Consider the following 14,349-nt stretch of genomic DNA (forward strand, 5'->3'; position numbering starts at 1 on the left):
TTATATTTTGGATTTTAGGTATTTATACAGTTCTATTTGGGATCTGTAATGTGGTTTCCCATTTCTTGCGTAACCATTACTCAATACATCGTCTAGTATACGTGTTTTTACATTTCCCTTAAGCTGAATTTTGAGCATATCTATTAGTTCTGCTTTAAGTTTTTTATCGGATATACGCACTGCCGCTTCCACACGGTGGTCCAAATTACGGGTCATCCAATCGGCAGAAGAAATATAAACATGTTCTTTGCCTGCATTGTGAAAATACATAACACGTGCATGTTCGAGGTATTCATCTACGATACTTATTGCATGAATTGGTTTCTGAAAAGTGTTTTGATTCACTGCACAATAAATACTGCGGACGATCATTTCAATTTTCACGCCTGCTTGCGCAGCATCATAAATTTTCTTTATCAGCGTCTTATCACTTAACGAATTAACCTTGATGATGACATGTGCTTCGCGCCCGGCTTTTGCTTCCGCTATTTCTGTGTCTAAATAGGAAAGAATGGTGTTGCGCATATCCGTTGGACAGACCAACAAGCCAGTTCCCATTTTTAAAGTTTGCTGTAAATCCAGCTTTGGTCGTCTAAGTGCATTGAAAACCTTATTTATATCCGCCATAATAGCTCTATTACTTGTCATTAAGCAATAGTCGCCATAGATTTTAGCGGTCTTTTCGTTCATGTTTCCTGTACTGACAAAGCCATATTGTACAGTCTTGTTATTTACCCTCTTTTTTATTATACACAGTTTGGCGTGTATTTTTTTATGAGGAATGCCAATCAAAACATGGATGCCCTCCATCTCGAAACGCTCTTTCCATTCCAGATTATGTTCTTCATCAAATCGCGCTCGTAATTCGAGCATTACCGTCACATTTTTGCCGTTACGAGCAGCATTTACCAAGGCGTTTCCAATTTTAGAATTATTGGCTAATCGGTACGCTGTAATTTGAATGGTTTTTACATCTGGATCCATTGCAGCTTCTCGTAATAGATCGATTACCGGTCGGAAGGAGTGGTATGGAAAGGACAGAAGGACATCTTTTTTTATAATTACATCTGTAATGCGTTGCTGATTCGCAAATTGGGGATGTGTGAAAGAAGTTCGCTCTTTGGGCTGGTGGTACTTTTTAAATACATTTGGGAAATCCATAAAATGTTTGAAATTATGGATTTTTTGCCCGGGTATAATGCTGTCTTTTTTGGAAATACCGAGTTTCTTGATCAGGAATTCCAGCAATTTTTCATCCATTTCTTTGTCAAATACAAAGCGGGTAGGTTTGCCTTTTCGTCGGCTTTTTACAGCTTTTGCTATTTTCTCGGCGAAGTTAGTGTTGATATCATTGTCTAAATCAAATTCGGCATCCTTCGTAATTTTAAACGCGTGTGCCTTGAATTCATCGAATCCGAAGTACGAAAAAATATATGGAAGGTTGAATTTAATAATATCTTCCAATAGTATAACGTGGACTTGGTTTTTGGAAGATGGCAATATTGTAAAACGTCCTAACTGGCTAGAAGGTATTTCTATGATCGCAAATTTGGTTTCATACTGCCAATCTTTCTTCATCATTGCTACACCCAAGTACAAAGATTTATCTCTCAAATAGGGCATAGGATTTGCATCGTTCAGAAGAAGTGGAATGACATTAGATTCTATCTCGTCTTGATAGTATTGATAAGTAAATTTCTTTTGTTCCTCGTTAAGATCCTCACTCGTTTTGATGTAAACATGTTGTTTGGCCATCTCTTTTTGCACGTCTTCCCAAGCAGCATTAAATTTCTTTTGCTGACTGATCACTATATCGTGAATTTCATCTAATATCAGTTGGGGTTTTTCGAAGAAGGTGTTTTTTGCTTCTTTTTCATCAACTGCAAGTGCTCTCTTGAGACCGGCTACCCGTACACGAAAAAATTCATCCAGATTATTGGAAAATATGCCCAAAAATTTTAGTCGGGAAGGTAAGGGGACAGTTTCATCTGCGGCTTCCTGTAATACTCTTCCATTAAAACTCAACCAGCTAATATCTCTCGGTATATATTTTCTTGCCATTATTTAAACGAATATATTGGATTCAAATCTATATTATTGATGTTAGCTTAATGTTAAAATAATATGAATAACATAAAATTAGTCTGTTCCTCTTCTTTTTGCGATGTGTAGGGCAGAATATTTTTCCGTATCATAATGCGGACTTTCTAATGTCAGCAGTGTAGGGTATGGACTATTTTTATCGAAAAAATAAACGGTCGTTACGCTATTGAAATCATTTGTAGGAAATAAATCGGCGCAGGCATCGTAATTTGCTACAGAAGGATCCTGTACTGTAACCGCATAAATCCGTATAATTCCTCCTTTATTTTGTTCGTTTCGCACAAATGCCACCTCTTCGAAATTTCCCGGAATATCTTTTAAACTGGGCTGGCTATACGTCTGCCAAATTAGATACCCCAATAGTAAGATAATAGGTATGGCAATAAACCATATTCTTTTAGATTTTCTCTTTTTCATTATACGTTTATGGTAATGCCTAAAAGTTTATAGAAGTCTTTCAAAATTGCTTGGTGTCCAGGCCATGCTGGCGAAGTTACTAAATTGCCATCTACTATCGACTGATCGGCAGGTATATTTTTCCATGTACCTCCTGCTAGCTCAATATCCGGACCTACGGCAACATAGGCTGTCAAAGTCCGACCCTGCAATACCCGCGCTGTCGTGAGGACTTGAATCCCGTGACAAATGGCCGCCACCGGTTTATCCGTTTCGAAGAAATATTTTACAATTTCAATAACACGCTTATTCAGACGGATGTATTCAGCGGAACGACCTCCAGCAATATATAACCCGTCATAATCTGCAGGGTTGACTGTTTCAAAATCTTTATTTATTGCAAAATTGTGCCCACGAAGTTCTTTGTAGGTCTGGTCACCGATGAAATCGTGTACTGCGGTTGGTATTAGATCGCCTTTTTTTCGGTCTGGAGCTATCGCATGTACTTCAATACCTATTGCGCCCATGGCCTGAAAAGGTACCATTGCTTCATAATCTTCTACATAATCTCCTACTAATAGTAGTATTTTCTTTGCCATAATGATATGTATTAAATGCTGTATATAATAACCGGTTTGCTAAATTTTAGTTTGCTTCTGCTTGAATTTTTGCTAGTTCTCGTTTTGTCTTACGTACTTTTGCTTCTAACTGACTTCGATAAAGCATATTGGTTACCCCTTTTCCTTCTTCAAAATTCTTATTGAATTCAGGAAGAGAGAAAGTCTCCAATACGATACCTCCATCAAAAGGCATTCTATTTGTGGCGATATCAAGAACGCTTTTTCCGCCACGGGCACCGTTACTCGTGGCGATTAAAAACATCGGCTTATTTGGAAACGGTTTTCTTCCTTTGATACGGGATAACCAATCTAAGATATTTTTATATGCCGTGGAATAATTACCGTTATGCTCGGCGAAGGAAATGAGTATAAAATCTGCCCAATCTATTTTGTTGGCAAAATCTATCGCTAACTGTGGAATGCCATCCTGAACTTGGCGATCATGGGAATAAATGGACATTTCGTATTCATTTAAGTCGATTATTTCAATAAAGTCCTCGGCCTCTTTATAATACTTGCTGATACTGCTTATTAATTTCTTATTTATGGATTGCGAGCTATTACTCGCAGCGAATGCTAATATTTTCATTCGTAAATTATTTTTTAGTGACCATGTGTGATTGAAAAAATTCGAATGCTTTCATCTTCTAAATTTACAAAGTATTTTTTGTAAGCGGATGGAAAATAAAATATACAGTAAAAAAAGAGCATCACAACAGGAGCTATAAAAATACACGATGTTCTTTTATCTTCCAGTTTTAGAACATAAACTTTTCCCTATTCGGTTTGTTTACTTCTCATAACAAAACTATTTCGTTTATTTCTTATAACAGAACTATTTCAAGGCTATGGAAAAACAAAAAGGCAACTTTTTTAAAGATACATTTACCGTTTTAAAAAACTCAGGAATGGGTTTTACAAACGAAGACAGCTTGAAGTATAGCGCATCACTTGCATACTACACTGTTTTTTCTCTTGGGCCTATATTGGTACTGATGATCTCTTTAGCAAGTATTTTTTTTGGTGAAGAGGCTATTAAAGGAAAAATTTTTAGCGAATTAAATGGATTAGTGGGAGCCAGTGCAGCGCGACAGATCCAAGAAGTTATTAAAAACTTAGAGCTGTCTGGTCAGTCTACCATTGCGTTGATAATTAGTATCATCACCTTATTGATTGGTGCTACTACGGTATTTGGAGATATCCAAAACTCTATTAACAAAATATGGCATGTGCGGCCGAAACCCAAAAAAGGTTGGCTAAAACTGGTAAAAGACAGGGTATTATCGTCATCTCTGGTAATAGGTCTTGGATTTCTGTTGGTGGTTACGCTAATTGTAAATGGTGCTATTTTAGCGTTTACGGATAGGTTGCAGCGTCACTTTCCGGATATCACCGTATTCTTGATGGATGTAATCAATTTTTTTATTACGTTCGGCGTTATATTTGTTCTATTTAGCGTAATTTTTAAAGTATTACCGGACGTAAATATCACTTGGCGTACAGTACGATCAGGTGCGCTATTTACATCGGTGCTTTTTGTGATAGGAAGATTGCTGATAGGAATATACTTAAAAACCTCAGGGACCGAATCGACCTATGGCGCTGCCGGTTCTATCGTTTTAATTTTGCTTTGGGTATATTACACGGCTGCAATTTTATACTTCGGTGCCGTGTTTACGAGGGAATATGCCACTCTGAAAGGGATTCCCATACAACCTTCCGAATTTGCTGTACATGTGGAATTACAGGAAATAGAAAAGGAAGTAGATGAGGTACCCCCCGCTCCCTTGAAGCAGGAAGATCAAGTGATTGAAGAAAGAGACTCGGATGAGGACCCGAAAACGTAACAGTACAACAGTTTTAAAAAAGCCGGTCTAATGTGTTTATCATAGACCGGCTTTTTGGATTATAATTTATAGAATTTTTTGACTTTATCTTCTAAATTTTCGATTACAGCAGTGCTGTAATCGACACTATTTAATCGCGATGCTTGTCCCAATGCGCCTGGGCTAAAGACATTTATTTCCATGATTTTATCACCCACAATATCTAGTCCAACAAAGTACATATTGTCTTCTACGAGTTTGTTGGCTACTTTATTGACAAGGCTAAGAACCTTTTCATCGATAAAGGCTTGTTCGGCTTTAGCACCCTGGTGTATATTGCTCCGAATTTCGTCGGCTTGTTGCACTCGGTTTATGGCGGCATATTTTCCGTTTATCACGATGGGTTTTCCATCCAATAGGAAAAACCTTATATCGCCGTTCACCGCTTCCGGCAGATACTCCTGTGCAATGACGTACCCGTCTCTACTGATTACCTCTACGATCTGTTTTAAATTTTGCCGCTCCTTGAATGGGATTAAAAACACATTTTTTCCACCAGAACCTTTTAAGGGCTTAAGTATGATTTTGTCTTGTTGCTCTTCGAGGAATGAAATAACATCTTCGTGGTTTCGTGTTACAATGGTTTTTGGTCGTACCTCTTTCGGAAAGTTCTCTAAATAGAGTTTATTACTCGCTTGAATGAGGGTGTCTGGATCATTAATAACCAAGCGTCCGTTATTTTTGACAAGTTGTGCGAATTGAATTCCCATTGCGGCCGCCCAAGGTCTATTTATCATGTCTAGTACCGGGTCAAAACGAAGCCATAAAACATCTATTTCCTGTAAATTGATAATTTGTTTTTTATTATTTCGGAGGATATTTAATAGATCTTCGCCATTGTCAATACCTGAGTCTGGCTCTGCTACGCGACCGTGTGCGCCAATGCTCCGCTCATTTTGGTAAATAAAATCGGCAAGGCCGATGTAAAAAATAGTATGACCACGTTTTAACGCTGTTAGTGCTAGCACCGTTGTTGTGAAGGCTACTTCTTCTTTATGCGTTTGATTGATTAAAAAGGCTATTTTCATTTGTGTAAATTTATTTATTTATTTATTTATTGATGGATTTTTTTAGCGGGATCAATAAGCTCGCTAAGCTTTTAATGACAATGAAGCTTGCTTTCACTGTTTGTTTGTTTGTTTGTTTGTTTGTTTGTTTGTTTGTTTGGAATGGCAGCTCTATGGATTTCATTAGAATAAATTATTAACGTTTGCGTTTTTTTGGAAGGAATTAATGTACTCACCTGTTCGGACTAGTCATTAATAAGTTTAAATATATTTCCGATTTTATTTATATCCGTAAGCCTTTTCAAATTTTCGTTGTTAAGATAACGAGGTATTAGTGCTGGAGGCTGCAATACACCGCGTTGCATTAAATCTTGTACAATGGGAAGATAATCTTCCCTTATCTTCCCTACTGTTAAAAGCCGAATATCTTTACCCTCTTTAAGGTATTGGATCAATTCGATTAAACCTTGAAGGTAAAGCGCATCTTTGGTGAGTCCACCTCCGCGATATACCCGCATAGTCATCTGAAATGCCGTCTGTTCGGTAAAATTGTATTCCTCTGCAAGCATGGAAAAAGTGTCGATAAAGGAATGCCCCATCAACATATGACGTACAGCAAGGACACGGCCCGCGATGACACGAAGGCGATCATTATTGAGCCCGCCTATCAGATATTCGGCGAATACCGCTAAACCTTCTTGAAGTTGTTCGTAACCAGGGACACCAAGACTAAACAAACTCAGCGGCTGCGCTTTGCCATTAAAATAAGTTACGATATGTGTCCCCACTTCATGCTGAATCAATGCCTTAGCACGTTCTATTCCTATTCGATATTCTTTACTGATATTAAGAACCCCACGATTCACCATTACGCCAGATATATCATCCCGAACACGAACAGTAGTGCTAAAATCCGGACGCTGAGCTTGCAAATATTGTATCTCCTCTCTTGCCATTTTAGCAAATTCATGTGCATCTAGCGTCGTGTCATCTTGGAGGCTGGAACGATCACTGGAATCAATAACGGTCAATATTGCTTTTGCCGTATTCAAAAGTTTATCGCTCACGGCACCAAATATCTGAAGGCTTCCATGCATAAAGTCGTCCTTTCCTCTGTCGCTCAACATCGACATCATTGCATCTAATTCAGTTCTTTTATCCCTAAATAGGTAGGCAATAGTAGGATCATATAAGTCTTCAATCCGCAAATTATACAGATTTCGTTTTACCAAATCTGGATCTATTGGCATAGGACGATAAATAAACTTAGGTGTGCGATAGAATTTGTCTTTTTTAAATTGCAACCAAGCTTCATGGGCATTAATGGGGGTAACTAAGAGGAGAAAATCAAAGCGTTGACTTTCCTGTGCTAACTTCTTGTCGATTTCTAATACAAAGTTTGAAAGTTCTTCGTGTGTTTGTAATTTGAATTCGGCTGCTTTCACAGTGGTATGGATACGCAGAAATTCAAAAAATAATCGAGACAGGCTTTTTCCTAATGTCTCGCGAAAATGACGGAGTAAAATGGGGAGCGTGTGGCCTTGACGATCGATGTATCTTTGTTTTACAGAGATTCCTAACGACATGATCTGCTTGTCCTGTAGTTCCTTTAAGGTGAATAGATCCGAATATCCCTCCGGCTTGGGCACTTTACTCAATTTTTCGAGGGCTACGGTAATATCAGGAGCTTCAAGTACAATATTTTTAGCAAAGTATTCTGCAAGCTGCAACGCGTTTTTTTGTGATAATTGAATAGATATGTCCTGTACCTGATCTTTGGGTGCGTTCCATACTTCTATTACGAGACACGATCCGAACTCCTTTGCTAGTGCTTCCGCTATAATGCCGATCCACTCTTCCTGCGTGAAATCTAATTTATAAATAATACTTGCCGTCTCGGATTTAGTTAGATCCGCCAGCATGCGATCTTTACCTTCTATCGGTACGCGGTAGATAAAAAGATATGGAACAATCTTATTAAAGACCAATTTACCAATATTGGGTATCTGCTGATGGAAAGGCTTTTTTTCTTTTATAGCCTGCATGATCTGCTGTATGGTTTTATCCTCTTGTATCATCAAAATTATATTCTTGTAAATCAGTTAGTGCATTCATCAAAACTTGCCTGTAGGCCATGATACGCTCAATATACGGCTCACCTGTCCATTCGTCCATAAAATCTTTTCTAAATTCAATGGATAATACGCAACCTTTAGCTCCAAACTTTCCATTGATGAATTTAGAAAGATATCCCCCCTTGAATTTTACATTTTCACGAATGTCAATCGGCTGGGAGAGATATGCCTGATTCTGTACAGAAGTCATAAAACGTTGAATGAGCGGTTTCCATTTTGGATGATTATAAATCGTGCCCAAATTGATTTGAGGATTTGATTCATGATCTACCTCTTCATCCGGTCCGGATCGCTTGCAGTTATAACTATGGATATCGAGCACAACAAAATATCCATGGTCATCGATTGTACGTTGAATCAGCGTTTCTATTTCCTTGAATACATTTTGGTGTTCGTGTTGCAAGGCAGTGATGTGATTTTCTGGGAGTGTCGCCCAGACGGAGAGCCCCCAAGCTTGCTCAGGACGCAAGTAAATAGCGTCCGCGATTGTTCTATTAATATCCAATTGGAAGCGGGAGGTACTAACTATAAATTTATTAATCGGTAACTCAGCTATCGTACCGGTGTATGGGTCTTCTTCTCTAAATCGTTCAGCGTCGTTGAGTTTGAGATAATCCGTTAGCTCAGGATTTATCCGATTACCATCGTGAAGAGCAAAGGACCAAAACGGACTATTACTTGTATTGACATAATATGCAAAAAAATCAGACATAGTATTTGTTGTTATTCGTTACAAATTATAACGTATAAGAGATTGAAAAGTTTGTTATGTCTGCTTTTGAGGTCCTAGTTGAGCGAGATTCGCAATCTGAACGACCGTGAACTATACACACACGGAACAAGCTTACTTAAGTAGGTTTTAATATTTGTAAATAAGCTTTGGAATTTAAAATAATTGTTCGATATTAGATTATATCTACTTATGTCTACCGTTATTGATGCTTGAACTAAAACGTATAAATGTGCTGTTTGCAGATGATTCTGAAATATATCATTTGCTGTTTAAGGCTTTTCTTAGAGGTAAGGAACACTTTAACCTGATGCATTGTGCGATAAATGGAAAATTTTTAGTTGATTATATTTTTCACAGCGCTGTGGTTCCCGATGTATGTGTATTGGATTTGCATATGCCTGTCTTGAATGGGATAGATGCCTGTCAACAAATCAAAAGGTACTTTCCACATATTATTTTACTTGGATTTACCTCCTCAAGTGATGACCGTGAAAAGGAGGAGATGATTAATGCAGGAGCTCAGCGGGTTTTTCCGAAAGAAAATTTGAAAGAATTAATCGACTACCTAGAAAAAGCAAGCTTTAATTAGTCATTCTGTCCCGAAATAGAGTTATATATTTATTATTATTCTCCACCGTTAGGCAGCTTGCAATGTTTTCAGTATTATTACTTGCGCTTATTTAGAAAAAAAGCGTATATTATGCTGTTTTTATAATATTAAAGAAATAATCGAAATTGAAATTCACTGAATTTGGTTTAGTCCCTCTGTTGGAGGAAGGACTTGACAGCATGGGGTATCTTAATGCTACCCCTATACAAGAGCAGGCTATACCTGTCATTCTCCAAGAAAAAGATTTAATAGCCTGTGCTCAAACCGGCACCGGTAAAACAGCATCATATCTTTTGCCCATCTTAAATAAAATAGCAATTCGTGAGACTAACCACGTTGACACGTTAATTCTTGTTCCGACACGAGAACTTGCCTTGCAGATCGATCAGCAAATAATGGGCTTATCGTACTTTACCGGAACGACCTCTATTACCGTTTATGGAGGAGGAGGAGGGATGGATTACGAGCAACAGAAGAAGGCCATACAAGAAGGAGTGAATATTATTGTGGCCACACCAGGACGCTTGATCGCACATATGGCTTCTGGTAAGCTCGATTTTTCTAAACTTAGACACCTTATTTTAGATGAAGCGGACCGAATGCTAGATATGGGATTTTATGATGACCTCATAAAGATTATCAGCTATCTTCCAGCTAAAAGACAGAATTTATTGTTTTCTGCTACGATGCCATTTAAAATACGGTCTTTAGCAAAGAAAATCCTTCACGACCCTATCGAAATTAATATTGCCTTGTCAAAACCTTCTGAAGGTATTAAGCAACAAGCATATCTTGTCTATGACGAACAGAAGATGGAACTGATAAAGTCCCTACTTTCTGATCCGTCTTTCACAAGTATTATCATTTTTGCTTCGAAGAAAGAAATCGTAAAAAGATTGACCACCGAACTCCGTAAAGGCGGGATAGCTGCTGAGGCGTTTCATTCCGATCTAGAACAGGCACAGCGGGAAGACGTGATGAATAGATTCAAAGGTAAAAGGCTGAATGTATTGGTGGGTACAGATGTCATATCGAGAGGCATTGACGTAGTGGGAATTAGTTTGGTCATAAATTACGATGTTCCTCCTGACCCGGAAGACTACGTACATCGTGTCGGTCGGACTGCTAGGGCAGCTACAACAGGTACAGCAATTACCTTTATAAATATGAAGGATCAAATTCGCTTTTCCAAAATAGAGGAGTTGATCGGTGCTGAAGTTGAAAAGGTGCCACTACCGGAAGGATTTTCCGAGGGACCGAGCTATGATCCCAAAAGGAGACCTCCCAGGAAGAAGTCAAACAATAAGACTAACTTCAGGAAATTTTCTAAGAAATAAAAAAGTGCTAAAAGCACTTTTTTATTTCTTGCTTATGCCTCTATATACTCAACTTTAGACCACCGTAGTAATTGCGCGGAGGTGCTGGATTAAAATATCTTCCATTGATTGGATCAGTATTTCCAAAAAATGCATTGATATCGTTTCCTAAGCTATACTGTTCATTGAGGAGATTATCGACTCCTAAAAAAAACTGGATACTTGCAGATTTAATAAATTTTGTAGTCCAGTTCACTTTGGCTTGGAGAAGATGAAATTTCTTTGCAAAAATAGAATTCCCATCATTTAATGGCATACTCGAAGTATATTGATGCTGTACGTTAAGGCCAAAATCGTTTAATAACTCTAAATTGAGGGTATTCACCCATACCCAATCTGGTACCGCAGTAATTTTATTATCGCTATAGTCGTTCTCTTCAATTTGATACGTCCCAAAGCGGTAGTGGTTATAAGCTAGGCTGCTATTGAGATTTAGGGCACTAACAAGTCGATCCGGATTAGGCATCAATAGATAAGCCCATACGGCGGCTTCAATTCCTTGCTGATTCATTTCACCCGCATTGATATAATAGTCTGCATCATTTTCGCGTACCTGCCTCACTATACCATTATTCATACGATAATCGTATAGTGCAATGTCGGCAACAAAACGTCTATTCTGCGTATTCCATCGAATGCCCGTTTCGTAATTTGTGCCAGTTTCGGCGTCTAGCTCCGTGTTTATTGTAATGTCTGAAGGGCGTACTTCGGCAATAGTCGGGGCAGAATATCCTCGGGAAATTGAAGCGCGTAGCGCAACTTGATTGGTTATCAGAAAAGACGTCGCAATACGAGGCATCCAGATATCTCCAAAGCCAATGCTTCCATCCGGACTGCTGGTTTCTGGAAAATGCTGACGATAATTTATGCTATTTTTATTTAAGCCGATCGAGCTCTCTACAGTCCATTTTTCAAAAAGATGGGCCATTGCCCGATAGAAGAAACTATATTGCGCATTATTCAGCTCGTCTCGAGCTTGAGCTTCCGTCGCTGTCCCACCGACATTTTCATAATTATCGATTTTATAATATCCTTTTTGCGCCTCTAATCCCAGCTGCATTTGCCATTTAATGTTGACTTTTTCCTCGTCTACATACGAGAAATAGGTACGTATGCCTGCATTTTTCTCCTTTCGAAATTCGTAATTGGTAATAAATGGATTTTCTAAATCGGTAAAAGATCCAAATAGGTTTATCGAATGTGCTAATTTATCGGTGATAGTCGCATTATGCGAAATTCCTGTATAGAGTGTTTTGTTGTAGATCCCGGCTTTTTGTGCGGCAGCACTTGGATTGGGCCCGGCAGCAGGTCTGGATTGTCGCGGGTCTTCTTCATATTGCGACAATGTCAATCCGCCAGGTGTGCGATACCCTAGATCACTGTAAAGTACAAATAGTTTAAGCTCGTTGCTCGTATTGTATTTCCATTGATGCGCCGTTTGAAATGTTTTTTTGTTTAACGCCGTATTGCTCCGATAGCCATCGGATCGGGTAAGCGATTGATCAAAAGAAAAGTTGTAGTTTTCGTTGACTTTTCGCTGCATGCTCAACTGCTCCTGGAATAAACCATATGATCCTGTACCCAACAATAGTTCCGTATGGCTTTTTTGAATATTAAAGCCTTTGGGTTGAATACGGACCACACCTCCTGAATTCGCTCCGTATAATGAGCCATCCGGGCCTTTGGTAACATGGATATCCGCTATACTTGCAGGATCTATAAGATTAAGGTAGGTGTTTCCTCCTGCATCTGTTAATGGAAAATCGTCTATATATATTTTAACATTACGGATCCCAAAAGGTGATCTAATAAGGCTTCCGCGCATGGCGAGCCGATAGCTTCCGGGCGAACGCTCTTCCATGCGAATACCTGGAACAGTGCTAAGTGCAGGTAGAAGTGTAGTGGTACCTTGATCTTGTATTTGCCTAGCAGAAACCACTTGACCCGATGCTGTCAACGAAAGAAGGGGTTGGTTTACGAAATAGGCCTTAATTTTAACAGGTACAATCGATATGGCGGTTGAATCGGATACATCTTGCGCCCCTACGGGTAGTGCACCAATAACACATATCGCTATCCAGATGGTTTTCATTTTATGGAACATGAGGATGGGGTTAGAATGCTTCATTTAATCCCAAGAAAAGACCACGTTGTCCGAATTTTCCAAAAGCATAATCAATACATAAATTGGTTCTTGTCATTTTGTTAAACAGAATGCGGAGTCCACCACCTCCAGCAGGCTGCCATTGCTGAAATAGTTTTGTCCCCATTTGGTCGTCGGCCGTTTGCACATTGGCAAATACTACACCGCTTAAAAATTGATTTTTGAGAATTGGAAATCGGTATTCCATTTCGGAATAGAAAAATGATATGCCCTTAAAATATCCGTTAGTATATCCACGACCGCTACGTGCATAGGGATCTTTACCTGTACCAGGTAAATCTAAATAAAAGAGTGCACCGCCTAGGTTATACGAACCGTAGTTCCAGAAAGCCAAGACATGATTGGGCCGTTGTTCGGATAGCTGCCAATATTTTCTAAAATCGGTCTGTAGCTGATAAGCATTTTTTTGACTTCCAAGCCAGGTTTGGTTCATGCGTAGCACCACGTCCGTATAGATTCCTTTATAAGCACTATTTGGATTGTCCCGGGTCAGATACTGGAGGTTAAACATGAGTCCATTATTGTTGTTTTGTGTGGAGTTGAAATTATTCCATTCACTGTAAATATCGTTTGGTGAGGTATCGAACTCACTGGAAGTTCTAATATTTCGCTTGAGTTCAAAAAACACGCCTCCGCCAACAAACATACCGGGTAACAGCTGTTTGTATAAACGTTCACTAAATCCATATACGTTATAATGATTTACATATCGGTTACGTTCCGGATTATTCATAATCACTTCGTCTGCTTCTGGATTATCAAGTGGAATGCCCGTCCCGAGTCCGTAATCGAGACCTACCATTTTTGCCCCCACTATGTTACCCTTCAGGTTCCATTTGTTATCTTTGGTGTAGGTGTCGTGTGCTAAATAGGCATAAAATATTCCTCTGGTGGTATAATTCGCAGAAGTCGCAAAAATAGACATGCTCGTTGTCTTTTTATCACCTAGATATACACCACCAACAGCTTTCAAACCGATCTGGAAACCAATGCTCGGATTATAATTAATGTTAGGTAAATAAGAAATCCCAGACCTTGCTTTCGGTGTAGAAGTGGTGTCTGCCTTTCTAAAGGGATTGATATCCTGAAACAGATCCACCACATCGTATAATTTACTATCTACGAATTGGGTGGTATCCTGTATGACTACGCTAGAATCTTGTATAGAAACTACTTGTGCAGTACTATTTGGCAAATAAGCGAAATATAATATTAGGACGGTAGGTAAATATCTCATGCTGTGAATTAAACGCACGAAAATAAAGAATAGTTTTTAAACTCCGCGCTGATTAAAGAGAATATACCTGCGATACATTAAT

12 protein-coding genes are annotated in these 14,349 nt (G+C 38.8%); 3 read left to right on the plus strand and 9 right to left on the minus strand.

The features are described 5' to 3' along the window. The 4 genes from ppk1 to C4F40_RS04600 form a co-directional block, all read right to left on the minus strand. Positions 1 to 2,061: a polyphosphate kinase 1 gene (gene ppk1 / locus C4F40_RS04585; protein WP_196938180.1), complete on the minus strand. Its 2,061-nt coding sequence runs from the start codon at positions 2,059 to 2,061 to the stop codon at positions 1 to 3. A gap of 78 nt (positions 2,062 to 2,139) precedes the next feature. Then, complete coding sequence (locus C4F40_RS04590) at positions 2,140 to 2,520, minus strand: hypothetical protein (RefSeq protein WP_196938181.1); 381 nt, start codon at positions 2,518 to 2,520, stop codon at positions 2,140 to 2,142. Beyond that, the gene (locus C4F40_RS04595) at positions 2,520 to 3,098 is read right to left on the minus strand and encodes a DJ-1/PfpI family protein (protein WP_196938182.1); all 579 of its coding nucleotides are present in this window, start codon (positions 3,096 to 3,098) and stop codon (positions 2,520 to 2,522) included. The genes C4F40_RS04590 and C4F40_RS04595 overlap by 1 nt, the downstream gene beginning before the upstream one ends. A gap of 46 nt (positions 3,099 to 3,144) precedes the next feature. Beyond that, complete coding sequence (locus tag C4F40_RS04600; RefSeq protein ID WP_196938183.1) at positions 3,145 to 3,708, minus strand: NADPH-dependent FMN reductase; 564 nt, start codon at positions 3,706 to 3,708, stop codon at positions 3,145 to 3,147. Positions 3,709 to 3,967: 259 nt separating this feature from the next. Here C4F40_RS04600 and C4F40_RS04605 point away from each other — a divergent pair, with 259 nt between their 5' ends. Next, the gene (locus C4F40_RS04605) at positions 3,968 to 4,966 is read left to right on the plus strand and encodes a YihY/virulence factor BrkB family protein (protein WP_196938184.1); all 999 of its coding nucleotides are present in this window, start codon (positions 3,968 to 3,970) and stop codon (positions 4,964 to 4,966) included. 59 nt (positions 4,967 to 5,025) lie between these two features. Here C4F40_RS04605 and C4F40_RS04610 read toward each other — a convergent pair whose 3' ends face one another. The 3 genes from C4F40_RS04610 to C4F40_RS04620 all read right to left on the minus strand — a co-directional run bounded on the left by C4F40_RS04610 (position 5,026) and on the right by C4F40_RS04620 (position 8,859). Next, positions 5,026 to 6,033 (minus strand): ATP-grasp domain-containing protein, encoded by a 1,008-nt coding sequence (locus C4F40_RS04610; RefSeq protein ID WP_196938185.1) that lies wholly within the window; start codon positions 6,031 to 6,033, stop codon positions 5,026 to 5,028. Between the two features lie 224 nt (positions 6,034 to 6,257). Next, positions 6,258 to 8,090, minus strand: a complete 1,833-nt coding sequence (locus tag C4F40_RS04615; RefSeq protein WP_196938186.1) for a flavohemoglobin expression-modulating QEGLA motif protein — start codon at positions 8,088 to 8,090, stop codon at positions 6,258 to 6,260. Further along, positions 8,074 to 8,859 (minus strand): N-formylglutamate amidohydrolase, encoded by a 786-nt coding sequence (locus C4F40_RS04620; protein ID WP_196938187.1) that lies wholly within the window; start codon positions 8,857 to 8,859, stop codon positions 8,074 to 8,076. Before C4F40_RS04620 ends, C4F40_RS04615 begins: the two co-directional genes overlap by 17 nt. A gap of 226 nt (positions 8,860 to 9,085) precedes the next feature. Here C4F40_RS04620 and C4F40_RS04625 point away from each other — a divergent pair, with 226 nt between their 5' ends. Beyond that, positions 9,086 to 9,469, plus strand: a complete 384-nt coding sequence (locus C4F40_RS04625; protein ID WP_196938188.1) for a response regulator — start codon at positions 9,086 to 9,088, stop codon at positions 9,467 to 9,469. 146 nt (positions 9,470 to 9,615) lie between these two features. Beyond that, positions 9,616 to 10,827 carry a DEAD/DEAH box helicase gene (locus C4F40_RS04630; protein WP_196938189.1) on the plus strand — a complete coding sequence of 404 codons (1,212 nt, stop codon included), beginning with the start codon at positions 9,616 to 9,618 and terminating at the stop codon, positions 10,825 to 10,827. A gap of 40 nt (positions 10,828 to 10,867) precedes the next feature. Here the strand turns inward: C4F40_RS04630 and C4F40_RS04635 are convergent, their stop codons facing one another. Together C4F40_RS04635 and C4F40_RS04640 are read right to left on the minus strand one after the other, a co-directional pair. After that, on the minus strand, positions 10,868 to 12,994 hold the full coding sequence (locus tag C4F40_RS04635; protein ID WP_231389915.1) for a TonB-dependent receptor: 2,127 nt from the start codon (positions 12,992 to 12,994) through the stop codon (positions 10,868 to 10,870). Further along, positions 12,981 to 14,267, minus strand: coding sequence for a BamA/TamA family outer membrane protein (locus C4F40_RS04640; RefSeq protein ID WP_196938191.1), 1,287 nt, complete (start codon positions 14,265 to 14,267; stop codon positions 12,981 to 12,983). The genes C4F40_RS04635 and C4F40_RS04640 overlap by 14 nt, the downstream gene beginning before the upstream one ends. Positions 14,268 to 14,349: the final 82 nt, after the last annotated feature.

Origin of the sequence: Sphingobacterium pedocola, from assembly GCF_015209965.1 — a bacterium.
In the GTDB taxonomy this organism is placed as follows: Bacteria; Bacteroidota; Bacteroidia; order Sphingobacteriales; family Sphingobacteriaceae; genus Sphingobacterium; species Sphingobacterium pedocola.

What these genes read in the sequence shown, in the direction of transcription:
- ppk1 (WP_196938180.1), bottom strand. Translation starts at nt 2,061, where the DNA reads ATGGCAAGAAAATATATACCGAGAGATATTAGCTGGTTGAGTTTTAAT.
- C4F40_RS04590 (WP_196938181.1), bottom strand. Translation starts at nt 2,520, where the DNA reads ATGAAAAAGAGAAAATCTAAAAGAATATGGTTTATTGCCATACCTATT.
- C4F40_RS04595 (WP_196938182.1), bottom strand. Translation starts at nt 3,098, where the DNA reads ATGGCAAAGAAAATACTACTATTAGTAGGAGATTATGTAGAAGATTAT.
- C4F40_RS04600 (WP_196938183.1), bottom strand. Translation starts at nt 3,708, where the DNA reads ATGAAAATATTAGCATTCGCTGCGAGTAATAGCTCGCAATCCATAAAT.
- C4F40_RS04605 (WP_196938184.1), top strand. Translation starts at nt 3,968, where the DNA reads ATGGAAAAACAAAAAGGCAACTTTTTTAAAGATACATTTACCGTTTTA.
- C4F40_RS04610 (WP_196938185.1), bottom strand. Translation starts at nt 6,033, where the DNA reads ATGAAAATAGCCTTTTTAATCAATCAAACGCATAAAGAAGAAGTAGCC.
- C4F40_RS04615 (WP_196938186.1), bottom strand. Translation starts at nt 8,090, where the DNA reads ATGATACAAGAGGATAAAACCATACAGCAGATCATGCAGGCTATAAAA.
- C4F40_RS04620 (WP_196938187.1), bottom strand. Translation starts at nt 8,859, where the DNA reads ATGTCTGATTTTTTTGCATATTATGTCAATACAAGTAATAGTCCGTTT.
- C4F40_RS04625 (WP_196938188.1), top strand. Translation starts at nt 9,086, where the DNA reads ATGCTTGAACTAAAACGTATAAATGTGCTGTTTGCAGATGATTCTGAA.
- C4F40_RS04635 (WP_231389915.1), bottom strand. Translation starts at nt 12,994, where the DNA reads ATGAAGCATTCTAACCCCATCCTCATGTTCCATAAAATGAAAACCATC.
- C4F40_RS04640 (WP_196938191.1), bottom strand. Translation starts at nt 14,267, where the DNA reads ATGAGATATTTACCTACCGTCCTAATATTATATTTCGCTTATTTGCCA.